General features: G+C 68.4%; 21 protein-coding genes and 1 riboswitch. Of the genes, 15 read left to right on the forward strand and 6 right to left on the reverse strand.

The window, feature by feature from the left end; all coding sequences use genetic code 11:
- Positions 1 to 229 precede the first annotated feature (229 nt).
- A complete protein-coding gene (locus ABRP34_RS11820) occupies positions 230 to 964 on the forward strand; it encodes a hypothetical protein (protein ID WP_353710340.1) in 735 nt (244 codons plus the stop codon).
- A gap of 113 nt (positions 965 to 1077) precedes the next feature.
- A complete protein-coding gene (locus ABRP34_RS11825) occupies positions 1078 to 1953 on the forward strand; it encodes a DUF4031 domain-containing protein (RefSeq protein WP_003803062.1) in 876 nt (291 codons plus the stop codon).
- On the opposite strand, the gene ABRP34_RS11830 is transcribed toward ABRP34_RS11825, so the two are convergent.
- The 3 genes from ABRP34_RS11830 to ABRP34_RS11840 are packed head-to-tail and all read right to left on the reverse strand — an operon-like array spanning position 1944 to position 4232.
- Positions 1944 to 2345: a YccF domain-containing protein gene (locus ABRP34_RS11830; protein WP_353710341.1), complete on the reverse strand. Its 402-nt coding sequence runs from the start codon at positions 2343 to 2345 to the stop codon at positions 1944 to 1946. The genes ABRP34_RS11825 and ABRP34_RS11830 overlap by 10 nt on opposite strands.
- A 59-nt stretch (positions 2346 to 2404) precedes the next feature.
- Positions 2405 to 3610, reverse strand: a complete 1206-nt coding sequence (locus ABRP34_RS11835) for an MFS transporter (protein WP_353710342.1) — start codon at positions 3608 to 3610, stop codon at positions 2405 to 2407.
- Between the two features lie 25 nt (positions 3611 to 3635).
- Positions 3636 to 4232 carry a phosphoribosylanthranilate isomerase gene (locus tag ABRP34_RS11840; RefSeq protein WP_353710343.1) on the reverse strand — a complete coding sequence of 199 codons (597 nt, stop codon included), beginning with the start codon at positions 4230 to 4232 and terminating at the stop codon, positions 3636 to 3638.
- A gap of 106 nt (positions 4233 to 4338) precedes the next feature.
- Between ABRP34_RS11840 and ABRP34_RS11845 the strand changes: the two genes are divergently transcribed.
- The 5 genes from ABRP34_RS11845 to ABRP34_RS11865 all read left to right on the forward strand — a co-directional run bounded on the left by ABRP34_RS11845 (position 4339) and on the right by ABRP34_RS11865 (position 7102).
- Positions 4339 to 4968: a HutD family protein gene (locus ABRP34_RS11845; RefSeq protein ID WP_353710344.1), complete on the forward strand. Its 630-nt coding sequence runs from the start codon at positions 4339 to 4341 to the stop codon at positions 4966 to 4968.
- 44 nt (positions 4969 to 5012) lie between these two features.
- Positions 5013 to 5543, forward strand: coding sequence for a ferritin (locus tag ABRP34_RS11850; protein ID WP_003803068.1), 531 nt, complete (start codon positions 5013 to 5015; stop codon positions 5541 to 5543).
- Positions 5544 to 5655: 112 nt separating this feature from the next.
- Positions 5656 to 5721, forward strand: a riboswitch (guanidine-III (ykkC-III) riboswitch).
- Between the two features lie 9 nt (positions 5722 to 5730).
- The gene (locus ABRP34_RS11855) at positions 5731 to 6054 is read left to right on the forward strand and encodes an SMR family transporter (RefSeq protein ID WP_353710345.1); all 324 of its coding nucleotides are present in this window, start codon (positions 5731 to 5733) and stop codon (positions 6052 to 6054) included.
- The gene (locus ABRP34_RS11860) at positions 6054 to 6425 is read left to right on the forward strand and encodes a multidrug efflux SMR transporter (protein WP_307105518.1); all 372 of its coding nucleotides are present in this window, start codon (positions 6054 to 6056) and stop codon (positions 6423 to 6425) included. Before ABRP34_RS11855 ends, ABRP34_RS11860 begins: the two co-directional genes overlap by 1 nt.
- Positions 6426 to 6451: 26 nt before the next feature.
- Positions 6452 to 7102: an MBL fold metallo-hydrolase gene (locus ABRP34_RS11865; RefSeq protein WP_353710346.1), complete on the forward strand. Its 651-nt coding sequence runs from the start codon at positions 6452 to 6454 to the stop codon at positions 7100 to 7102.
- Positions 7103 to 7174: 72 nt separating this feature from the next.
- Here the strand turns inward: ABRP34_RS11865 and ABRP34_RS11870 are convergent, their stop codons facing one another.
- Complete coding sequence (locus tag ABRP34_RS11870) at positions 7175 to 9043, reverse strand: DEAD/DEAH box helicase (RefSeq protein ID WP_003803079.1); 1869 nt, start codon at positions 9041 to 9043, stop codon at positions 7175 to 7177.
- A 706-nt stretch (positions 9044 to 9749) separates the two neighbouring features.
- On the opposite strand from ABRP34_RS11870, the gene cycA reads away from it, so the two are divergent.
- The 6 genes from cycA to ABRP34_RS11900 all read left to right on the forward strand — a co-directional run bounded on the left by cycA (position 9750) and on the right by ABRP34_RS11900 (position 16092).
- The gene (gene cycA / locus ABRP34_RS11875) at positions 9750 to 11240 is read left to right on the forward strand and encodes a D-serine/D-alanine/glycine transporter (protein ID WP_353710347.1); all 1491 of its coding nucleotides are present in this window, start codon (positions 9750 to 9752) and stop codon (positions 11238 to 11240) included.
- A 236-nt stretch (positions 11241 to 11476) separates the two neighbouring features.
- Positions 11477 to 11824: a molybdopterin oxidoreductase gene (locus ABRP34_RS11880; RefSeq protein ID WP_214845687.1), complete on the forward strand. Its 348-nt coding sequence runs from the start codon at positions 11477 to 11479 to the stop codon at positions 11822 to 11824.
- Positions 11824 to 14337, forward strand: coding sequence for a nitrite reductase large subunit NirB (nirB, locus tag ABRP34_RS11885; RefSeq protein ID WP_353710348.1), 2514 nt, complete (start codon positions 11824 to 11826; stop codon positions 14335 to 14337). Before ABRP34_RS11880 ends, nirB begins: the two co-directional genes overlap by 1 nt.
- Positions 14334 to 14675 carry a Rieske 2Fe-2S domain-containing protein gene (locus ABRP34_RS11890; protein WP_353710349.1) on the forward strand — a complete coding sequence of 114 codons (342 nt, stop codon included), beginning with the start codon at positions 14334 to 14336 and terminating at the stop codon, positions 14673 to 14675. Before nirB ends, ABRP34_RS11890 begins: the two co-directional genes overlap by 4 nt.
- 40 nt (positions 14676 to 14715) lie before the next feature.
- On the forward strand, positions 14716 to 15450 hold the full coding sequence (locus ABRP34_RS11895) for a class I SAM-dependent methyltransferase (RefSeq protein ID WP_353710350.1): 735 nt from the start codon (positions 14716 to 14718) through the stop codon (positions 15448 to 15450).
- 45 nt (positions 15451 to 15495) lie between these two features.
- Positions 15496 to 16092 (forward strand): dihydrofolate reductase family protein, encoded by a 597-nt coding sequence (locus tag ABRP34_RS11900; RefSeq protein ID WP_003803092.1) that lies wholly within the window; start codon positions 15496 to 15498, stop codon positions 16090 to 16092.
- 77 nt (positions 16093 to 16169) lie between these two features.
- On the opposite strand, the gene ABRP34_RS11905 is transcribed toward ABRP34_RS11900, so the two are convergent.
- Positions 16170 to 17579, reverse strand: a complete 1410-nt coding sequence (locus ABRP34_RS11905) for an MFS transporter (RefSeq protein ID WP_353710351.1) — start codon at positions 17577 to 17579, stop codon at positions 16170 to 16172.
- On the reverse strand, positions 17580 to 18653 hold the full coding sequence (locus ABRP34_RS11910; protein ID WP_353710352.1) for an Lrp/AsnC family transcriptional regulator: 1074 nt from the start codon (positions 18651 to 18653) through the stop codon (positions 17580 to 17582).
- A 100-nt stretch (positions 18654 to 18753) separates the two neighbouring features.
- Here ABRP34_RS11910 and ABRP34_RS11915 point away from each other — a divergent pair, with 100 nt between their 5' ends.
- The gene (locus tag ABRP34_RS11915) at positions 18754 to 20001 is read left to right on the forward strand and encodes a M20 family metallopeptidase (RefSeq protein WP_353710353.1); all 1248 of its coding nucleotides are present in this window, start codon (positions 18754 to 18756) and stop codon (positions 19999 to 20001) included.
- A 24-nt stretch (positions 20002 to 20025) separates the two neighbouring features.
- Complete coding sequence (locus ABRP34_RS11920; protein WP_003803100.1) at positions 20026 to 21315, forward strand: MFS transporter; 1290 nt, start codon at positions 20026 to 20028, stop codon at positions 21313 to 21315.

The raw sequence follows: 21315 nt of genomic DNA on the forward strand, positions 1-21315 counted from the left end.
TGGTCACGTGTGATGCCTTGCGCATTGTTCGGCCGGATGCTCCCCTGCCGAAAGCTGCGGTGTACGCCGCAGCGGCTCTCCTTTCCCTAATCTGCGTTTCGCTTCTGACCAGGCTGATCCAACTGCTGTGACGGCGTTTCGCTCCTGGCCGGCCTGCCCGGCTGCTGGACCGGGACCGGCACGCAGTGCCGGTGCACCCCGAACCGAACATAATAGTGAGGACTACCAAATGAGCAAGCTGAAAAAACTGGGCACCGTGGGCGCCATCGGCGTCCTGATGACAGGCGGGCTGATCCTCGGCTCGTCACCTGCCAATGCGGTGACCTGCAGCAATTCCAAGACGCTGCCGACAAACTCACTGACCGGCACCACGGTAACGGCCACAAGCTTCGAGGCCGGTTCCTTCTCCCCGTTTGTGGCCACCACGGCGGGCACCGGAACGGCAACGGTCAGCACGTCGCAGCGCGTGTCCGGTACCTGTTCCGCGAAGCTGCACGTGACCTCGGACTCCGGTTCGCTGGCCAAGCTGTCCCTCTCCCTGGGCTCCGCCGTCAAGAGGGCCAACGCCGACGGCTGGTTCAACATCACCAGGGCGGGACTCACGGGCAACGACGTCCCCTACCTGCGGTTCTTCACGAACGGCACGCGGATCGCAGACATCTACCGGTACAACAGCAACGGCCAGCTGTGGCTGCGCGTCACGGCGCCCAACGGCACGTTCTCCTACACCAAGCTGAAGTCCTCCACCATCCCGCTGAGCACCTGGCACCGGGCCCAGATGGAGGTCACGGCCAACGGCAGCGCCTCCACCATCAAGGTGTGGTTTGACGGAGCACTGGAGTTCTCCAGCAGCGCCGTGAACCTCGGCGTCTCAAGCCTGACGCACGTGCAGCTTGGAGCAGAGCACTCCCGCCAGATGGGCGACGAATACATCGACAACGTCATCGTCAAGAAGTCGCCCTAGCTGAAGCGGGCACGTTTACGGCACGGCAGGCGGTGGCCGGTAGTACGCCTGCCGTGCCGTTCTGTGCTCTGCTGGGGGGCGTACTGTGCCGGGCGCGGACTAGACTCTCCCCCATGGCCGTCTACCTCGATCCGCCGCTCTGGCCTGCCCACGAAACACTGTTTTCGCACCTGATTTCGGACACCTCCCTGGCGGAACTGCATGCGTTCGCCGCCGCTGCGGGCATCCCGGAGCGGGCATTCGACGGCGACCACTACGACGTCCCGCAGCGCCGCTATGACGATCTGGTGGCCGCAGGTGCCATTCCGGTGGAGGCCCGGGTCCTGGTCCGTAAACTCATTGCCAGCGGACTCAGGATCCCGGCGCGCAGCCGAACCAAGTCCCTCAAGACTCCCTTGCTCAACCGTTGGAACATGGTGATGCCAGGCCATGACGCCCTGTTCCTGGACCTGCTGGACCGCTGGAGCGAGAGCCACCGCAGGTACCACGGCTGCACCCATCTGCTCGCCGTGCTGGAAGCCCTCGACCTGCTCACCGCACCCGCCCGGCCGCCGCGCACCGTGCTGCTGGCGGCCTGGTTCCACGACGCCGTCTACCGGGGAGTCGCCGGCCAGGACGAGGAGGAATCCGCCCGGCTCGCCGAGCTCAGGCTCGGCGAGGCCGGCCTCCCGGAGGCCGAGGTGGACGAAGTGGCGCGGCTGGTCCGGCTCACTTCGGATCACCTTCCGGAGGCAGGGGACGACGACGGCGCACTCCTCTGCGACGCCGACCTGTCAGTTCTGGGCGGGGAACCGGAGCCGTACGCCCGGTATGTGGCTGCGGTCCGGGAAGATTATGCGCACATCGGCGACGCCGATTTTGCGGCCGGAAGGGCCGCCGTCGTCCGCCAGCTGCTGGCACTGGACCCGCTCTTTCATACTGAGCGGGCCAGAAGGCTGTGGCTGGACGCCGCCCGGCGGAACCTGCAGGGCGAACTGGGTCAGCGGTAGGCGGCGATGAACGGCCTGTCGGTAGGCACGATCTGCTTGCCCAGCGGCATCAGGGAAACCGGGATCAGCTTCAGGTTGGCGATGGCCAGCGGGATGCCGATGATGGTCAAGGCCATGGCCACAGCCGTGACCACGTGCCCAATCGCGATCCAGATGCCGGCCACCAGCAGCCAGATCACGTTGCCGAGCAGCGAAAACACACCGTTGCCGCCCGGCTTGTCCACCACCATCCGCCCGAACGGCCAGAGGGTGTAGGACGCGATCCGGAAGGAGGCGATGCCCCAGGGGATGGTCACGATGAGCAGGCAGCAGATAACGCCGGCGGCGAAGTAGCCAAGCGCCAGCCAGAAACCGCCGAAAACCAGCCAGATGATGTTCAGGAGTGTCTTCATCCGTCCATTCTGCCGGTCAGGAAGCCTGAAGGGTCTCGGGATCTGCCCTGATTTAGCCCTTAACCTTCAGCGGGCGGACCTTCGGCGCCGGCAACATCCGCCCCGTGGCTCAGGCGCGGGACCCCGGCAGCCGCGACCAGGAGCGCCAGGAGCCCAAGGCCCAGCGGGAGCGAAGCGGCGGTGGCCACGGCACCCACCAGGAGCGGGCCACCGGCGTCGCCGAGTTCGCGTCCCAGCTCGGCCGAGCCCATGGTCCGTCCCATCCTGTCCTTCGGCGTGCTGTCTGCCAGATGCGCAAAGCCCAGGGGTGTGGCCGCGCCGACGCCGGCGCCAATGACCGCCGCGGCGATAAAGATGGTGACCGGCCCCGGGGCGACGGCCACGAGGGCGACCCCGGCGGCGGTGAGCAGCAGGCCCGTGCGCATCCCGCCGGCGTCGCCGATGCGGTGCAGATCGCGCATCGCTCCGACCCGCGGCTGGACCAGCAGGGAGGCGACGGCCAGCACACTGACGGCGGCGGTGCCTGCCACCGGGTCCAGGCCGTGCTGCACCGCCAGGGCCGGAAGGAACCCGATGGCTGCTCCCATGGCCGCCATCGACGCTGCCAGCACCAGGGTGGGCACCAGGAACCGGCGTTCGGCAACCTGCCGGGCCAGGTCCAGCACGGTGTACCGCTGGCGCGGCAGCGGCGGCAGGTGCGGCACCGCCAAAAGGACCCAGACGGCGGTGGCCGCGGCAAGTACTGAAAGAGCACCGAACAGCAGCGCAAAACCACCGGCGGCGATCAGTGCGGCACCGAGCAGAGGGCCGATCACATACCCGAGGCTCTTCCAGGACCCGTACCTGCCGAAGAAGGTCCCGGCATTCTTCCCTGCCGACAGCCGGGCCACCATCGCCGACGACGCCGGGGAGAACGCCGAGGCGGCCGCTCCCTGGCCCAGCCGGGCCAGGCCAAGCAGCAGCGGATCGGCGGCCCACAGCCCGATCAGGGACAGGACGGCAAAGCCGGTGAGCCCGCCGACGATGACCGGTTTGGCGCCGATCCGGTCGCTCAATGCGCCAAAGACGGGTTTGAGGAAAACCTCGGAAATGTCGTAGACGGCCAGCAGGATGCCCAGGTTCAGCAGGGTGAGGCCGATGTTGCCGCTCTGGGCGCCCATGCCGGCGGCAATGCTGTGCGCGCCGAACGCGGTCACGAATCCGGCAGCGTAGAGGGGCGCCGCGGGTGTCCGGGCGCGCGTCGCCTGGGTCACGGGACTGTGCATGGTGGGGTCACGGGCAGCTTGGCGGTCAGCCTTTGGCTGCCGCTACGAACGCCCTGATCTTGGCCAGGTCCTTCACTCCCCTGCTTTGTTCGACGCCGGAGGAGACATCCACGCCCCACGCCCCCGCGTCGCGCGCGGCCTGGGACACGTTGGCGGGATCAAGGCCGCCGGCCAGGAGCCAGTGCCGTCCCTCCAGCCCTTTGGCGCGCACGGAACCGTAGTCCCAGGCCTCGCCGGAACCGGGCACGGCGGCGTCGATGAGCAGCAGTTCCTCGCCCCAGTCGGCAAACGCGTCCGAGGCGGCGCCCATGGTGACGGCGCGGATGACTTTCATGCCGGCGTCGTGCGCTGTTTTTACGTCGTCCGGGGTGCGCTCACCGTGGAGCTGGATCCAGCCCAGCCCGGCGGCGCGGGCGATGGCCACGGCGTCCACGGCTGGTTCGGTGCGGAAAACACCGACGGCGGTCACACCGTCGGGCACGGCCTTCACGAGCTGCGTGACCTGCGCGGGTGACACCACCCGGGGGCTGGCTGTCAGGACAAAGCCGACCGCGTCCGCTCCGGCCTCCACGGCTTCCCGGACTGATTCAGGCGTGCTCAGGCCGCAGACTTTGACGAACATTTACCGGCTCCTTGTAGTTGTACGCGTCGCCCACGACCCGCAGCGATCCGTCGCCGACTTTACGCGGGGAGGGAGGGCGCGGGCAACGCCCGGATAGGCTGGGCTGATGCAGATCATCCGCTTCGCAGACCTGAAACCCCAGCCCTGGCGCAACGGCGGCGGGGTCACCCGCGAACTGGCCAGCCATCGCGGGCCGGCGTCATCTGCAGACGGGGCGTGGGACTGGCGGGTCAGCATCGCCGACGTCACCAGCGCCGGGGAGTACTCCGCTTTTCCGGGGATGGAACGGGTGCTGACGGTCGTCGAGGGCGAACTGCTGCTGCTGGCCGTGGACGGGGCCGAGCACCCGCTGGAAAAGTACCGCCCCTTCCGTTTCCCTGGCGGCGCGGTATCCTCCTCCGCCCTGCCCACCGGGGACGTCCGCAACCTCAACGTCATCACCCGCGACGGGGCCTTCAAGGCGTACACCTCGATCGTTGAGCTGTCCAAGAAGCGCGCCCATCCGGTGTTTGAGGGCCAGCTGGGCATCCTGCTGCAGGGACAGGCCGCGGTCAGCCCCGGGAGTGCAGGCAGCCCCGGGAGCGCCGGCGCGGACGCTGAGTCCGGCAGCGGCGGCCAAGATGCACCGGTGTCACTCGGCCGCTACGACGCCGTGGTTGGTTCGGACAGCCAAACGCCGGAAATCCTGGGCCGCGGGTTCCTCGCCGTGGTGTCCATTGATCCGGTGGCCGGCTAAGAAAGCTCTGGTCGCAGCGAGTGCCGGAACCTAGACTCGGTGCCATGACCAAGTCAAAATTCAGTGATCTCCTGCTGCTCCAGATCGGCAACGAATTCGCGGCCTCGCAGCAGTACATTGCCGTGGCGGTCTGGTTCGCCAACCAGGACCTGCCACAGTTGGCCAAGTACTTCTACCGGCAGTCGGTGGAGGAACGCAACCACGCCATGATGATGGTCCAGTACATGGTGGACCGCGGTGTTTCGGTTCCCATCCCAGGCGTTCCCGCCGTCCGGAACGACTTCACCGCCGTCACGGACCCGCTGGCACTCGCGCTCAAGCAGGAGAAGGAAGTTACCCGCAGCATCGAAAGCCTGTTCCGCGCGGCCAGGGCCGAGGACGACGCGCTCGGCGAGCAGTTCATGCTCTGGTTCCTCAAGGAGCAGGTGGAGGAGGTCGCCTCGATGACCACCCTCCTGAACATCGCCGAGCGGGCGGAGAACAGCTTCGACATCGAGAACTTCGTTGCCCGGGAAACCATCGGCAACGGCGGCCGCGATGCCGGCGCACCGGAAGCGGCCGGCGGCTCCCTCTGACCTGGCTGCCCTGTATCAGCACCGGCCTTCGGGCAGCAGCGGACGCCGTCATCCAGCGGTGAGATTTACCACCAACGGTGGCCGCCGCCGTCGGGCGTTGCTATGGTAATTTCCAAGGTCCCTTTCCCGGACCTCCGGACGACGGTTCAGTACCCGGTGCGCGACAAGACTGGCCAAAGGATCTGTCATGTCGTGGTTCATCCTCATTCTTTCCGGCGCCCTCGAGGCGGTGTGGGCGGCAGCGCTGCACCGGGCGTCCCAGTCTTCCGGCCGGCGGCGGGTCGCCGCAGGGGCCCTCTTCCTCGTCGCGGTGCTGGCCAGCACCGCAGGCCTCGGCATCGCGATGCAGTCCATTCCCACCGGCACCGCCTACGCGGTGTGGGTCGGCGTGGGTGTGGTGCTGACCTCCGCCTACGCGATCGTGGCCAAAGTTGAACGGCCGACGGCGGCACGGCTGCTGCTGCTCGCCGGTATCGCCGCATGCGTGGTTGGCCTGAAGGCGGTGGCGTAATGCTCGCGAAGCCTGCCACCGCCTGGATCATCCTGCTCGCCTCCGCCGTCCTGGAAGCCGTCTGGGCCACTGCCCTGGGCCTGTCCGACGGCCTGACCCGGCCACTTCCTACCGTTGTTTTCGTGGTGACTGCCGCGCTCAGCATGCAGGGCCTGGGCATGGCGGTGAAGCACATCCCGCTCGGCACCGCCTACGCCGTCTGGGTGGGGATTGGCGCGGCACTGACGGTCGGCTGGGCCATGGCCACCGGCGTCGAGCCCTTCAGCCTCCTCAAGGTGCTGTTCATCGCGGGGATCGTCGGATGCGCGGCGGGGCTGAAGATGCTGCCTGCGGCCCCCGCCCGTCGGCGCGGGGCTGATCCGGCTCCCTAGACTGGGCGCATCCCTAGACTGGGCTCATGGACACGCTCATTCACTCACTCCGCGACATCACCATCCGCCGGATTTCGGTCAGCGAGATGGACAACAACGTGTATCTGCTGACGGCCAGAGAATCCGGTGCGCAGCTGCTGATTGACGCCGCGGACGACCTCCCGGCAATCCAGGGCCTGCTGGCTGACGCCACGGCGGACACGTCCGGCGAGCCGAAGCTGGCACTCATCGCCACCACGCACCAGCACTGGGACCATGTGCGCGCGTTGCCGGGCCTCGTCGAAGCCACGGGAGCCAAGACCGCTGCCGGCACCGACGACGCCCCGGAGCTGCCCGTGACGGTGGACGTGCTGCTGGACCACGGCGACGTGGGGAATTTCGACGGTTTCGACGTCACGGCCGTCCACCTGCGCGGCCACACCCCCGGTTCAGTGGCGCTGGTCTACCGGGACCCGGAGGGACCTGCCCACATCTTCTCCGGTGACTCGCTGTTCCCCGGCGGCGTGGGCAACACCCAGAAGGACCCTGAGCGGTTCAACCAGCTGTTGAAGGACGTCACCGAGCGGATCTTCGACGTCTATCCGGACGACACCGTGGTGCATCCGGGCCACGGCAAGCCCACCACACTCGGCGCGGAGCGCCCGCACCTTGAGGAGTGGCGCGCCCGCGGCTGGTAGCCGGGTACTAAAAAGCCGGTGGTGGAGCTTGTCGAAACCCAGGTTTCGACAAGCTCCACCACCGGCCAGGTCTTAGCGGCCGCGGCGCTCGTTCGACGCCGGGGCAGACGCGCGGCGCGGGGCCTTCCGGGCGGGACGGCCGTCACCGGAGCGGCCGCTGCCGCCCGCGGAGGACCCGCCTGCGTAGGAGCCGCCGGACGTGCCGCCGGTGGTGGAGGACCAGACCGCTGCGTTGCCGCCGCCGGTCTTGCCGGCTGCTGCCCGCTGGCCCGTGGCCGGACGACCGCTCCGCTGACCACCGGTGCTCGGGCGGCCGGTGCCGCCACGGGGAGCTTCGCTGCGGGTGAAGCGGGAATCGCCCCGACCCTCCGCTGCACGCCCGTCCGAACCGCGGCCAGCGGCCGCGCGGCCACCGGCTGCTGGGACGTCGTTGCGGTGCGTGCTGGCCGCTGTGCCGCGGCCACGGGCATTGCGGCGAGCTGCCGCTGCCGCAGTGGCGCGGTCCTCGTTCTGCTCAGCGACGCGCTCTACAGCATCGCGGGCAGCGGCGCGGCCACCGTAGGCCGCAGCACGGCGTTCAGCGCGGGGCAGATCCGTGCGGGGAGCCTCGGCGGCAACCCGCCCGCGGCCCCCGCGCCCGCCCCGGCCGCCGGCGGTGGGTGATGCCTGGCGGCGTGCACGCTTGCGCTCGGCGTTGGCGCCGGTAGAGGTGCCGCCGCCCTGGTTGGCCTTGGCGGCGAGCAGCGCGGCGCGGGTCCGGGGGTCCACCTTGTCGGCGATCTCGCCCACCAGATCGGCAACGATCGGCGAGCTGGCGGTGACCCGCTCGAAGCTGACGTCGACGCCCGCAGCCTTCATGAGCTTCCTGACGTCCGTCTGCTGCTCGGGCAGGGTCAGCGTGACCACGGTTCCGTCGGAGCCGGCACGGGCGGTACGGCCGGAGCGGTGCAGGTACGCCTTGTGCTCGGTGGGCGGGTCGACGTGGATGACCAGTTCGACGTCGTCAACATGCACACCGCGGGCGGCGACGTCGGTAGCCACCAGGACGCGGACCTCACCGGAGGAGAACTCGGCGAGGTTGCGGTCGCGGGCGTTCTGCGACAGGTTGCCGTGCAGGTCGACGGCGGGAATCCCGGCGTCGGTCAGGGTCTTGGCCAGCTTGCGGGCGTGGTGCTTGGTCCGCATGAACAGCACGCGGCGGCCGGCGCCGGAGGCCAGTTCAACGATCAGCTGCTTCTTGACGGTCTGGTCGTTGACTACCAGCACGTGGTGCTCCATGGTGGTCACCGCGGCCTGCGGATCGTCCACGGAGTGGGTCAGCGGGTTGGACAGGTATCGCTGGACGATCTTGTCCACGCCGTTGTCCAGGGTGGCGGAGAACAGGAGGCGCTGGCCCTGGCTGGGGGTCATGTCCATGAGCTTCTTGACCACGGGCAGGAAGCCGAGGTCGGCCATGTGGTCGGCCTCGTCCAGCACCGTCACCTCGACGGCCTCGAGGGTCAGGATGCGCTGGCGGATCAGGTCCTCCAGCCGGCCCGGGCAGGCGATGACGATGTCGACGCCGGCGCGCAGCGCCTTCTCCTGGCGCGCTTGGGAGATGCCGCCGTAGATCACGGTGGTGTTCAGCCCCATGGCCTTGGCCAGCGGCTCGATCGTGGCGTTGATCTGGGTGGCCAGTTCACGGGTGGGCGCAAGGACCAGGCCCATGGGGCGGCCGGGCTTGCGGAAGTAGGCGGCTTCGCGCTCGGCGAGGCGGGCCACAAGGGGGATGGCGAAGGCAATGGTTTTACCGGAGCCGGTGCGGCCGCGGCCCAGGACGTCGCGGCCGGCCAGGGTGTCCGGCAGGGTCTTGACCTGGATGGGGAACGGGGATTCGATGCCCTGGGCGGCCAGGGTTTCGGAGAGTGCCTTGGGCGTGCCGAGGGCAGCAAAAGTAGTCATATGCGTTTATCAGGGTCTTTCAGGCGGTATCCAGCGGATATCGGCCCCCGACGCCGGTTGGCTCAGGGGGTCGCCGAAGAAATGTCAGGTGGTCAACCGGGCTGCTGCCAGTGTTCAAACAGCGGCCGCCGGGACCAATAGCGTTCATCGACGCAGGATGTGCCTCTCACATGAAAAAAGCCCACCAGAGGCGGGCATCACTGCACATCAAGTCCCACCAGTCTACCATCAGCGCCCGTCAGGCCCGCTCCGGCCCCTTTTCGGCCCGCTTCGGGGACAATTCCGAGCCGCCTGTGGCTTCGGCCGGGACGGCAGGCCGCAGCCGTTCACCCCTTCGCAGCACCGCCCCAAGATGCGTGATGCAGCTCACGGACAACAATGGACGACATTTGGGACTGGCATGCTGGACATATGTCGAAGACTATTGCGGCGTTTCGCACCAACCGCGAATTTCCCGCCGGCGGGCGTGATTCCCGGCTGGACTGCGGGAATGCGCTTTTCCGGCCGGGGCGCTCCGCCTACTGTGCGGGCACCCGGCCTTCCCGCCACCAGGCGGAGTGGCCGGCAGGCACGCACTTGGCGCATTCTGCCGCTCATAGTCTTAACACCATCCAAATTGTTAGTTCCGTCACATCTGGGCGGACCAACGCGGCCGGCACGGCAACCTCCCGCACGTGCCGGCACCTGTGACAAGGAAGAAGACTTGATGTCTGAACGCACCACCAGCATTTCCGTTCAACCCTCCACAGAACGTGCTGACCCTGGCCAGAGCAGGGAACCGCACCTCGCCCGCGGACTTGGCAACCGCCACATCCAGCTTTTGGCTATCGGCGGCGCCATCGGCACCGGCCTGTTCATGGGCTCCGGCAAGACCATCTCCCTTGCCGGCCCGTCCGTCATCTTCGTGTACATGATCATCGGCTTCATGCTGTTCTTCGTCATGCGGGCCATGGGCGAGATCCTGCTCTCCAACCTGAACTACAAGTCCTTCAGCGATTTCGCCGGCGACATCCTTGGCCCCTGGGCAGGCTTCTTCACCGGCTGGTCCTACTGGTTCTTCTGGGTGGTGACGGGTGTGGCCGACATCGTGGCCATCGCCGGCTACGTGGACAAGCTTGCTCCGGGCACGCCCCTGTGGATCCCGGCATTGATCACGCCCGTGGTACTCATCCTGCTGAACCTCCCCACGGTCAAGGCCTTCGGCGAAGCGGAATTCTGGTTCGCCATCATCAAGGTGGTGGCTATCCTCGCCCTGATCGCCACCGGCGTCGTCATGATCGCCACCAACTTCACCTCGCCGAGCGGTGCGGTGGCCAACCTGGCGAACATGTGGAACGACGGCGGCATGTTCCCGCACGGCATGTTCGGCTTCATCCTCGGTTTCCAGATCGCCATCTTCGCCTTCGCCGGCATCGAACTCGTGGGCACGGCGGCTGCCGAAACCAAGGACCCGGAGAAGAACCTCCCGCGGGCGATCAACTCGATCCCGATCCGCGTCCTGCTCTTCTACGTGGGCGCCCTGGTGGTCATCATGGCCGTCAACCCGTGGCGCAGCATCGACCCCGCCAGCAGCCCGTTCATCGGCATGTTCACCCTCGCCGGCCTGGGGATCGCCGCCGTCGTGATCAACCTGGTGGTCCTGACCTCGGCCGCCTCCAGCGCCAACTCGGGCATCTACTCCACCTCGCGCATGGTCTATGGCCTCGCGCAGGACGGCAACGCCCCGAAGGCCTTCGGCAAGCTGAGCTCCCGCAAGGTTCCGCAGAACGCGCTTCTGTTCTCCTGCATCTTCCTGCTGGCCGGCCTGGTCCTGCTGTACGCGGGCGACTCCGTGATCGGCGCCTTCACCATCGTCACCTCCGTGGCATCGGTGCTGACCATGTTCGTCTGGTCGATGATCCTCATCAGCTACATCGTGTTCCGCCGCCGCCGGCCGGAACTGCACGAGGCGTCCGCGTTCAAGATGCCGGGTTCGGCCTTCATGCCCTACGTGGTCCTGGCCTTCTTCCTGTTCATGCTGGTGGCGCTGGCACAGGCCGAGGACACCCGCCTCGCGCTGGTGGTTGCCCCGGTGTGGTTCCTGCTGCTGGGCGCCGCCTGGTACTTCAACCGCCAGACGCCGCTGCAGCAGGCCCGGATCGAGGAGTGGAAGGCCGAAGGCTCCAGCGTCTCCGCTGCCGCCGGGGCGAACTCCTAATTCCGCACGAAAGAAGCCGCGCGGCGGGGCACCGAGGTGCCCGGCCGCGCGGCCTTTCTGTGCCCGGATTCTTTTCCAGTTTTCTTGGCCCCGGTCCCGGACAGGCGGACGGTGAGGAAGGTGTCATGCGGAAATTACACAGGCCGCCGGGCGCTGTAACACGTGCGGCGAAGGATGGACTCATGCCGGGCTGACGGCAGCAGCCGCAGCGTCCCTCCGCCGAAAGGATCCGAACCGTGATCTTGAAGAACATCTTCCTTCAGGGCATTTTCCCGTTCGACGGTGCGGGGCTCGAGAAAGCCGTGCCCATCCACAGCCAGCTCTCCCATTTCGTCCCGGACGGGGTGATTAACCAGACCCTCTATTTCCGTGGCGGCAACTCCTCCGCGGAGCTGATCACTGTGGTGCTGATGCGGGACGGCGTCCCCATGCGGTACTTCCCGATTGCCGCCAGGGGCGACGTGCACGTCCCGCTCCGCGTTGTGGAAGACATCGACGGCGGCTCGCTGATCGAGCTGAGGCTGCTGGCGGACACTGGGGTCAGCGGATCCGTGGTGATCGACATGGGCATGGTGGAGCACTGATGACCGCCCTTGCCAGCCGCTCCGGGCGGAGCACCCCGGGTGATACCCGGCGCCGGCTTGTGGTGATCGGCAACGGCATGGCCGGCGCCCGCGCCGTCGAGGAAATCCTGGCCCGCGGCGGCGCTGTCCGGCACAGAATCACCATGTTCGGCGACGAGCCCTACGGCAACTACAACCGGATCATGCTCAGCCATGTCCTGTCCGGCGAGGAGGACGCCGGCGGCATTTTCCTGAATTCGCTGGACTGGTACCGGGAGAACGACATCACGCTGCACGCCGGGGTCCGGGTCGACAAGATCGACCGCTTCGCCAAGCTGGTGTTCTCCGACGACGGCCGGGCCACTCCGTACGACGTCCTCATCATCGCCACCGGCAGCCGCTCGTTCATGCCCCCGGTCGAGGGCCTGTACACGCCGGGCGGACGGCTGCTGCCCGGCGTGTTTGCCTTCCGGACCATCGATGACACCCGCGGGATGGTGTCCTACGCACAGCAGGACCACCGCCGCCGCGCGGTCGTGATCGGGGGCGGACTGCTGGGGCTGGAAGCCGCACGGGGCCTGCAAAGCCATGGCGTCGACGTCGACGTCGTCCATTCCGGCGGGCACCTGATGAACGCCCAGATGGGGCCCGACGGCGGCGCGGTCCTGCGCCGCAGCGTCGAAGCGCTGGGCATCCGGGTCCATACGAGCAGCCGGACCACCGCCATCCTGGGCGGCGACAGGGTCCGAGGCGTCCAGCTGCGGGACGCGCCGGACATCGAATGCGACATGGTGGTGGTGGCCGCCGGAATCCGCCCCAACGTAGAGGTGGCGGTGACCAGCGGCCTGCCGGTGGAACGGGCCATCGTGGTGGACGACCACATGCGTGTCCCCGACGAGGACGAGATCTACGCCGTCGGTGAATGCGTCCAGCACCGCGGCGAGGTGTACGGACTGGTGGCCCCGCTGTGGGAGCAGGCCGCCGTCCTGGCCGATCACGTCACCGGGGCCAACCCGAAGGCAACCTACCTGGGCTCGCGCACCGCCACGAAACTCAAGGTGGCCGGCGTCGACGTCGCCTCCATGGGGCTGCAGGCCCCGGAACGGGACACCGACGAGCACGTGGTGTTCTCCGAGCCCAGCAGGGGCGTGTTCAAGTCCATCGTGATCCGCGACAGCAAGATCGTGGGCGCAACGCTGCTCGGGGACAGCCGCAAGGTCGCCTACCTCACCCAGGCGTTCGACCGCGGGCTGCCGCTGCCGGAGGAACGGGTCTCGCTGCTGTTCGATCTCGGCGGCCCGGGCGAGGAAGCGGGCGTGGCCGAACTCGACGGCGAAGCCCAGGTCTGCAACTGCAACGGCGTCAGCAAGCAGGCGATCACGGACACGGTGAGGGGTGGCTGCACCACGCTGTCCGGCGTCATGGACGCCACCCGGGCCGGCAAGGGCTGCGGCTCCTGCAAGCTGCTGGTCCGGCAGGTGGTGGAGTGGGCCGCGGACGGTGCCGTCGAGGAGGACCCCGCGGCCGCCTACTACGTCCCCGGCGTGCCGCTGGAGAAGTCCGCGCTGATGACGGCGATCCGGGAGCAGGGGCTGCGGTCAGTGTCTGCCGTGTTCGCGGCGCTGGCTCCGGGCGGCGCCGAGGACGCGAAGTCGAAGATGGGCCTGGCGTCCCTGCTGAAGATGATGTGGGCCGGTGAGTACATCGACGAGCGCGATGCGCGGTTCGTCAACGACCGCGTCCACGCCAACATCCAGCGCGACGGCACCTTCTCGGTGGTGCCGCAGATGAAGGGCGGCGTGACCTCCCCGGAGCAGCTCCGCCGGATCGCCGACGTCGCGGACAAATACAACATCCCCATGGTGAAGCTGACCGGCGGCCAGCGGATCGACCTGCTAGGGGTTCCCAAAGAGGACCTGCCGAGGGTCTGGGCGGACCTGGACATGCCGTCGGGCTACGCGTACGGCAAGAGCTTCCGGACCGTCAAGACCTGCGTGGGGCAGGAGTTCTGCCGCTTCGGCACGGGTGACTCGACGAAGCTGGGCATCGAGATCGAGTCGCGGTTCCAGGGCATCGAGTCACCGGCGAAGCTAAAGCTCGCGGTGTCCGGCTGCCCCCGGAACTGCGCCGAATCGCTGGTCAAGGACGTGGGCGTGGTGGCGGTCGACGGCGGCCGCTGGGAAATCTATGTCGGCGGCGCGGCGGGCGCCCACATCCGGAAGGGGGACCTGCTGGCAACCGTGGACGACCCCGAGACGGTGAAGCTGCTGGCCGGGCGGTTCATGCAGTACTACCGCGAGCGCGCCAACTGGCTCGAACGCACGTATTCCTTCGTCCCGCGGGTGGGGATCGAGCACCTGCGGGCGGTGATTGTCGACGACGCGGAAGGCCTGGCCGCCCAACTGGACGCCGCCATGCAGGAGTCGGTAGACGCCTACGTTGATCCGTGGGCCGAGCGCAACGACCCCTTCACCCCCGGCCAGTTCCGCACCTCGCTCCCGCTCGAGGTGCTCCCCCAGGTGCCGGTCCGATGAGAAAAGAACTTTTCAGCGACCCGCAGGCCGGCAGGCTTCACGTCCTTGGCCCGGTGGACCAGATCCCGGTGGGCGAGGGGCGCGCGTACGGCGTGGCCGGGGAACAGGTCGCCGTGTTCCGCCTGCGGGACGGTTCCCTCCGTGCGGTGTCCGCGGTCTGCCCGCACAAGGGCGGCCCCATCGCCGACGGCACCATCGACCGGACGGTGGTGGTGTGCCCGCTGCACCAGCACGCGTTTGAGCTGGAGACAGGCTGCTCCACCACAGGCGCCGGCCCGCTGCGCAGTTATCCGGTTTTCGCGGACGAATCACAAAACATCATCGTGCGGCTCCCCTGACACTCTCCCCAACTGACGATTCTGTGGCAGGGTAATCCCCATGGACCACGAGGGGCACGACGGCGCCGCGCGCCATTGGGATGAGATGTACCGCAGCCGGCCACGCGTGTGGAGCGGCCGGCCCAACCCGCAGCTGGTGGCAGAAGCAGCCGGGCTGGAGCCCGGCACTGCCCTGGACCTGGGCTGCGGGGAGGGTGCCGATGCCCTGTGGCTCGCCGAGCAAGGCTGGGCCGTGACCGCGGTGGACGTTTCCGCCGTCGCACTGGAACGGGCCGAACAGCATGCCGCCGGCTCAGCGGCCGGAAACCGCATCACGTGGCTGCAGCGCGACCTTGACGCGTGGGCGCCGACGGAACAGTTCGACCTTGTGTCCGCCCAGTTCCTGCACTCCACCGAGGCTCCGTGGCAGCGGCCGCACCGCGTGGCTGCGGACGCTGTCCGCCCGGGCGGGACGCTGCTGATTGTCGGCCACCATCCCGAGGGCCTGCCGCCGTGGCGGAGCCAGCCGGACGAGAGCCAACCGGGCGAGGACAGCCGCCCGGAGGAGAGCCACACCGGGGAGCACAGCCACTCGCACGGGGGCGACGCCCATGCGAATTCCGGGATGTTCTTCACGGCGGAGCAGGCCGCAGACGAGCTCGGGATCGCGCCACCGCAGTGGCGCGTGGATGTTGCCGCCAGCCGCGAGCGCGAGGCCACGGGCCCGGACGGGCAGTCGGCCGTGCTCGCCGACGCCGTCCTGCGCGCCACCCGCCTGCAGCCGCGACCCGCCTAGTCCCGAGCAGAAGCAGCCGGGACACCTATCGAGAGGAGCACACGGATGGCCAGGTTGGTCGCCGAGATGACAATGTCCCTGGACGGCTTCATTGCCCTCCCCGACGACTCCGTCAACGGGCTCTTCGACTGGTACAACAACGGCCCCGTGGAAGTCCCCACGGCCAGGCCGGACATGACCTGGCACGTGACTGAGGCCAGCGCCATGCATCTGCGGCGCACCATGTCCACGGCCGGCGCCATGCTGGTGGGCCGCCGGATCTTCGACCTGACGCACGGCTGGGACGGCCGGCATCCCATCGACTGCCCCATCGTTGTGCTCAGCCATTCGGTCCCGGACGGGTGGCCCCGCGACGGAATCCCCTACACGTTCGTCACCACCGGGTTCGCGGATGCGGTGAGGGCCGCCACCGCGCTGGCCGGGGACAAGGACGTGTCCCTGGCCGGGCCGGACATCATCCGGCAGGCGATCGACGCCGGACTGGTGGAGGAGATCCGGGTGAACCTGGCGCCGTGGATCCTCGGCCACGGCATCCGGTTCTTCGACAACCTCGCGGCGGCGCCGGTGAAGCTGGAGCAGACAGCAGCGATCCAGGGCGACGCCGTGACCCACCTGTACTACAGGGTCCTCCCCCGCATCTGACGTTTTCCCTTGGAGTTTTCGTACACGTATCGCGACTTCGAAACGGTTTAGCTCGCGATATCTGTACAAAAACTTTGCTAGTGGGCGACGCGGGGCGCCAGGGCGACCGCGGCTGCGGCGATCACCGCGGTCAGCACGAAGACGCCGGTGAAGGAGGCCGCCGTCGTCGTAAACGCCGTGAACACGATCCCCGTGGCGGCAAGCGAGAGCGCGCCGCCAAGCGAGTCGGAAATGGACATCGCGGAGCTGTTGAAGCCCTCGGTGTCGGGCGTGGAAAGAGCCAGCGTCATCACGCTCAGCCGCGGATACATGAGTCCCATGCCGCCGCCGGCCAGGACCCAGCCGGCAATCGCGACGGCGGCCGGCCAGCCAAGCGCAGTGGTCACCAGGGCCAGGGCGATCGCCAGCAGCACCATCACCGAGCCGATCCGCACGGCAACCGGGCTGCCAAGCCGCCCGCCCAGACGGCTCTGGACGCCCGACGCCGCCGCCCAGGCGAGGGCTCCGCCGGTCAGCGTGAGGCCGGCGAAGGTGGGCGAGAAGGCGTAACGCTCCACGAGCAGGTACGGCAGGTACACCTCAGCGCCGAAGAAACCGGCCGCAACCAGTCCGCGGATGAGGATCACGCTGGGCAGGCCCCGCCGGGCGGTGAGGGTCCCGCGCGGCACCAGCGGCCGAACGGCCAGCAGTGCAATGACGACGGCGGCCCCCGCCAGGAGCGGTCCCGCCACCGAAAGCCCGGAGGACAGATTCAGGCCCAGCACCGCCAGCGCGGCCAGGGCCGCCCATGCCAGCCGTCCCGGCGCCCATGGCACCGGGGAACCCGCCGGATCTGATGCGGTTCCGCCGCCGGAGCCGTCCGCGGAACCGTTCCCGTTGGCGTTGCCGGACCGGACGCCTCGCAGCGCGGGGAGCAGCATCGCCAGGGCCGGAAGCACCAGCACGACGACGCCGAGGAATACCCAGTGCCAGCTCGCCAGCTGGGCCACAAGACCCGCGGCGAACGGCCCCACGAGGGACGGGATCACCCACGCGGCGGAGAAGGCGGCGAAGATCTTGGGGTGCAGGACGGCCGGATAGACCCGTGCCACCACCACATACAGGGCAACCGTCATGGCGCCGCCGCCCAGCCCCTGCACCAGCCGGCCGGCCACCACCGCCCACATGGTGCCGGCGGTTCCGGCCACCAGCAGGCCCAGCGCAAAGACCGCCACGGAGGAGAGCAGCGGGCCGACGGGTCCGCGCCGGTCGGACCAGTTCCCGGCGCCCACCATGCCGATCACGCCGGTGGCCAGCGGTCCCGCGAAGGCGAGGGCGTACAGGCTGGCCCCGCCGAGCTCGCGGCTTACGACGGGCATGACGGTGGTGACGGCGAGGGACTCGAACGCGGCGAGGAACACCAGCGCGCAGGCCCCCACGGTCACCAGCAGGTAGGGCCGCTGGAGGATTCCGGCACCGGGCCGGGCGGACACGGCTGATTCGCGCATTCAGCCCACCAGCTCGGGGGCGCCGGTGGTCACGGCGACGACGTCGCCGCTGGCCGTCGAATCCGGGTTGAGCATCCAGCCCACGCGCTTGACCGTCCTGAGCATGACCACGCTCTCCACGAGCTCGATGCCCGGGATGCGCTGCTGGAGGGCCAGCTCGGCGTTCATGACGTCGGCGAGCGACTGCAGCCACATGATGATGACGAAGTTGGTGCGCCCGGTGGTGGACGCGCTCAGCCGGACGTTCCGGAAGCTGCGGAGCTCCTCGGCCGCGGCTTCGTGTTGGCCCGGCGGGACATTGGCGAACCAGTGGCAGGTCACCGGGAAGCCCGAATACTTCTGCGCAATCTCGCAGCGGAAGGACAGCACTCCGCTGGCGAGCACCCTGTTCAGCTGGCGCTGCACGGTGGCCGGATGCCGGTCCAATGCCCTGGCGATTTCTGCCGCCGTCGCGCGGCCGTCCTTCGACAGGAACGGCAGGATGGCCAGGTGGCTGGCGGGCAGCGGCTCCCCCACCGCCGCCGAGGGCGCAGACCCCGCGGCCTCGGGACCGGCAAGGGCCCGGAGCGCCTGGAGCTGGCTGCGGTTGAGGACGTTGATGCGCCAGGCATAGGCGCCGGTGTGCAGCCGTGTGGCCAGTGCGGTCTGGTATTTGGCCAGCCCTTCAATGGCATGCAGCCTCGAGGCCACAGCGGTGAAGTGCTGCAGTGACCCGGTGATGACCGTCAGCATCAGGTCCCGGTTGCTCGCCGCCTCTTCCACGGTGACGATCTCGGGCACCGCGGCCAGCGCCTGGGTGACCTCCGCCCGGCGGTGCAGCTCGCACTCGACGTCAACGAAGGCGAGGCACATTTTCTGCGGATCCCCCATCGGGTGCGCCGTGACCCAGGCGGCGCCGGCGGCAGTGAGTCGTTCCCACCGTGCGGCCAGGGTGGTGGCGTGCACGCCCAGGACCTCGGCGGCGTCGGCCCAGCTCAGCCGCGGCGCGATCTGCAGGGCGTTGATCAGCGCGAGGTCCTCCTCGGTGACGTCCAGCGGTCTCCCCTCCCGTAAGGTCCTGCACGAATCCTGCATATGGGCCCGGGCTTTTGCATTTTTCCAGCACTTCAGCCGGATGTGAACCAGGCCACTCCAGAATAGACCCACAGCACCGGACCACCAACGAGGAGAACACGTGCCGATTGCCGCAGACGCCCGCCAGATGCAGGAAGACCTTGCCCGGTTCCGCCACGACCTGCACCGGGAACCCGAAATCGGACTGCAGCTGCCGCGGACCCAGGAAAAGGTATTGAAGGCACTTGAGGGCCTGCCGTATGAAATCACCCTGGGCAAGGAGACGACGTCTGTCACCGCGGTCCTGCGCGGCGGGGCTTCCACCGCCGCCAGCACGCCCGCCGTCCTGCTCCGGGCGGATATGGACGGGCTTCCCGTCCAGGAGAAGACCGGCGTCGACTACACCTCAACCATCGACGGCGCGATGCACGCGTGCGGCCATGACCTGCACACGTCCATGCTCACCGGCGCGGCCACCCTCCTCGCCGAGCGGCGGCACCGGCTGGCGGGCGACGTCGTCCTGATGTTCCAGCCCGGCGAGGAAGGCTGCGACGGCGCCAGCTACATGATCCGAGAAGGCGTCCTGGATGCCCCCGGCCGGCGCGTGGACGCGGCCTACGGCATGCACGTCTTCTCCTCCCTCGAGCCGCACGGGACGTTCTGCACCAAGCCCGGCGTGATGCTCAGCGCCTCCGACGGACTGGTGGTCACCGTGCTCGGCGCCGGCGGCCACGGCTCCGCCCCGCATTCGGCCAAGGATCCCGTAACGGCCGCGGCCGAGATGGTCACGGCCCTGCAGGTGATGGTCACCCGCCAGTTCAACATGTTCGATCCCGTAGTCCTCTCCGTCGGGGTGCTCCACGCAGGCACCAAGCGCAATGTCATCCCGGAAACGGCCCGCATCGAGGCCACCATCCGCACGTTCTCCGAGGAGAACCGGCAACGGATGATGGACGCCGTGCCCCGGCTGCTCAAGGGCATCGCCGCGGCACACGGGCTCGACGTCGACGTGGACTACCAGCAGGAATACCCCCTCACCATCACCGACCAGGACGAGACGCACACGGCGGAAAAGGTCATCACCGAACTGTTCGGCGACTCGCGGCTCTCACGGTGGGCCACGCCGCTGAGCGGCTCCGAGGACTTCTCCCGGGTGCTGGCCGAGGTGCCCGGCACGTTCGTCGGGCTGAGCGCCGTCCCCCAGGACGCGGACCACGCCACCTCCCCGTTCAACCACTCGCCGTACGCAACGTTCGACGACGGCGTGCTGGCTGACGGTGCCGCGCTCTACGCGGAGCTCGCCATCAGCCGCCTGGATGCCTTGGCCGCCGCCGGCGCCCGGGTCCCCGCTTCCGTTCCGGCCCTCTAGCCCGCCCATCCCAGGGAGACAACCATGACCGCCATCATCAACGCCCAGCGCGACGGCAGGACCTCGACCCGCAAGACCATCATCGGCACCGGCATCGGAAACGCCGTTGAATGGTACGACTGGGCCATCTACGCCACCTTCACGCCGTTCATCGCCAGCCAGCTGTTCAGCAAGTCCGATCCCGCCTCAGCCGTGCTGTCCACACTGGCGATCTTCGCCGTCGGCTTCGTTGCCCGTCCTTTCGGCGGTTTCCTGTTCGGCTGGATCGGTGACCGGGTGGGCCGCAAGGCGTCCATGACGCTCGCCGTCGGCCTGGCGTCGCTGGGTAGCCTCATGATCGGCATCGCCCCCACGTTCGCCAGCGTCGGGGCCTTCGCGTCGCTGATGCTGCTGGTGGCACGGCTGGTCCAGGGCCTGGCCCACGGCGGCGAACTGCCGTCGTCGCAGACCTACCTCTCCGAAATGGCGCCCCGGGAACACCGCGGATTCTGGGCCACGCTGATCTACACCTCCGGGACGGTCGGGATCCTGTTCGGGACCCTGCTGGGCGCGGTGCTGAACATGGCACTGACCACTGAGGTCATGAACGCCTGGGGCTGGCGCATCCCGTTCCTGATCGGAGCCGCGATGGGCCTGTACGCACTGATCATGCGGTCCCGGCTGCACGAGACGGACGTCTTCGAGGGCGAGACCGCCACGGAGAAGCGCGCCCCGCTCTGGCCGCAGATTGTCCGGTACCGCAAGCAGGCCCTGCAGGTGATCGGCCTGACCGTGGGCCTCACTGTCATCTACTACATCTGGGGCGTCGTGGCGCCCAGCTACGCGACCACCGCCCTGAAAATCGACCGCGGCGAGGCCCTCTGGGCCGGCGTCATCGGCAACATCGTCTTCATTGCCGCGCTTCCGGTCTGGGGCAAGCTGTCCGACCGGATCGGACGCAAGAAGGTCCTGTGGGCCGGCGCGATCGGCTCAGCCGTGATGCATTTCCCGATGACGTGGCTGCTCAAGGATTCCGCCTGGCAGCTGGCCGTGAGCATGTCCGTGATGCTCATCTTCATCGCCGCGAGCGCCGCCATCGTTCCGGCCGTGTACGCCGAGCTGTTCCCCACCAGCATCCGCACCGTGGGCGTGGGTGTGCCGTACTCCATCTGCGTGGCAGTGTTCGGCGGCACGGCACCCTACCTGCAGCAGTGGCTGGGCACCACCGTCCACATGCCGAACCTGTTCAACGTCTACGCGGTGGTGCTGCTGGCCGTCAGCGTGGCCTTCATCTTCACCATCCCCGAGACCAAGGGCAAGGACCTGGCGCACTGA

This window comes from Arthrobacter sp. K5, assembly GCF_040448525.1.
Lineage (GTDB): Bacteria > Actinomycetota > Actinomycetes > Actinomycetales > Micrococcaceae > Arthrobacter > Arthrobacter globiformis.

Coding starts and splice junctions, on each gene's coding strand:
- ABRP34_RS11820 (WP_353710340.1), top strand. CDS start 230: ATGAGCAAGCTGAAAAAACTGGGCACCGTGGGCGCCATCGGCGTCCTG.
- ABRP34_RS11825 (WP_003803062.1), top strand. CDS start 1,078: ATGGCCGTCTACCTCGATCCGCCGCTCTGGCCTGCCCACGAAACACTG.
- ABRP34_RS11830 (WP_353710341.1), bottom strand. CDS start 2,345: ATGAAGACACTCCTGAACATCATCTGGCTGGTTTTCGGCGGTTTCTGG.
- ABRP34_RS11835 (WP_353710342.1), bottom strand. CDS start 3,610: ATGCACAGTCCCGTGACCCAGGCGACGCGCGCCCGGACACCCGCGGCG.
- ABRP34_RS11840 (WP_353710343.1), bottom strand. CDS start 4,232: ATGTTCGTCAAAGTCTGCGGCCTGAGCACGCCTGAATCAGTCCGGGAA.
- ABRP34_RS11845 (WP_353710344.1), top strand. CDS start 4,339: ATGCAGATCATCCGCTTCGCAGACCTGAAACCCCAGCCCTGGCGCAAC.
- ABRP34_RS11850 (WP_003803068.1), top strand. CDS start 5,013: ATGACCAAGTCAAAATTCAGTGATCTCCTGCTGCTCCAGATCGGCAAC.
- ABRP34_RS11855 (WP_353710345.1), top strand. CDS start 5,731: ATGTCGTGGTTCATCCTCATTCTTTCCGGCGCCCTCGAGGCGGTGTGG.
- ABRP34_RS11860 (WP_307105518.1), top strand. CDS start 6,054: ATGCTCGCGAAGCCTGCCACCGCCTGGATCATCCTGCTCGCCTCCGCC.
- ABRP34_RS11865 (WP_353710346.1), top strand. CDS start 6,452: ATGGACACGCTCATTCACTCACTCCGCGACATCACCATCCGCCGGATT.
- ABRP34_RS11870 (WP_003803079.1), bottom strand. CDS start 9,043: ATGACTACTTTTGCTGCCCTCGGCACGCCCAAGGCACTCTCCGAAACC.
- cycA (WP_353710347.1), top strand. CDS start 9,750: ATGTCTGAACGCACCACCAGCATTTCCGTTCAACCCTCCACAGAACGT.
- nirB (WP_353710348.1), top strand. CDS start 11,824: ATGACCGCCCTTGCCAGCCGCTCCGGGCGGAGCACCCCGGGTGATACC.
- ABRP34_RS11890 (WP_353710349.1), top strand. CDS start 14,334: ATGAGAAAAGAACTTTTCAGCGACCCGCAGGCCGGCAGGCTTCACGTC.
- ABRP34_RS11895 (WP_353710350.1), top strand. CDS start 14,716: ATGGACCACGAGGGGCACGACGGCGCCGCGCGCCATTGGGATGAGATG.
- ABRP34_RS11900 (WP_003803092.1), top strand. CDS start 15,496: ATGGCCAGGTTGGTCGCCGAGATGACAATGTCCCTGGACGGCTTCATT.
- ABRP34_RS11905 (WP_353710351.1), bottom strand. CDS start 17,579: ATGCGCGAATCAGCCGTGTCCGCCCGGCCCGGTGCCGGAATCCTCCAG.
- ABRP34_RS11910 (WP_353710352.1), bottom strand. CDS start 18,653: ATGCAGGATTCGTGCAGGACCTTACGGGAGGGGAGACCGCTGGACGTC.
- ABRP34_RS11920 (WP_003803100.1), top strand. CDS start 20,026: ATGACCGCCATCATCAACGCCCAGCGCGACGGCAGGACCTCGACCCGC.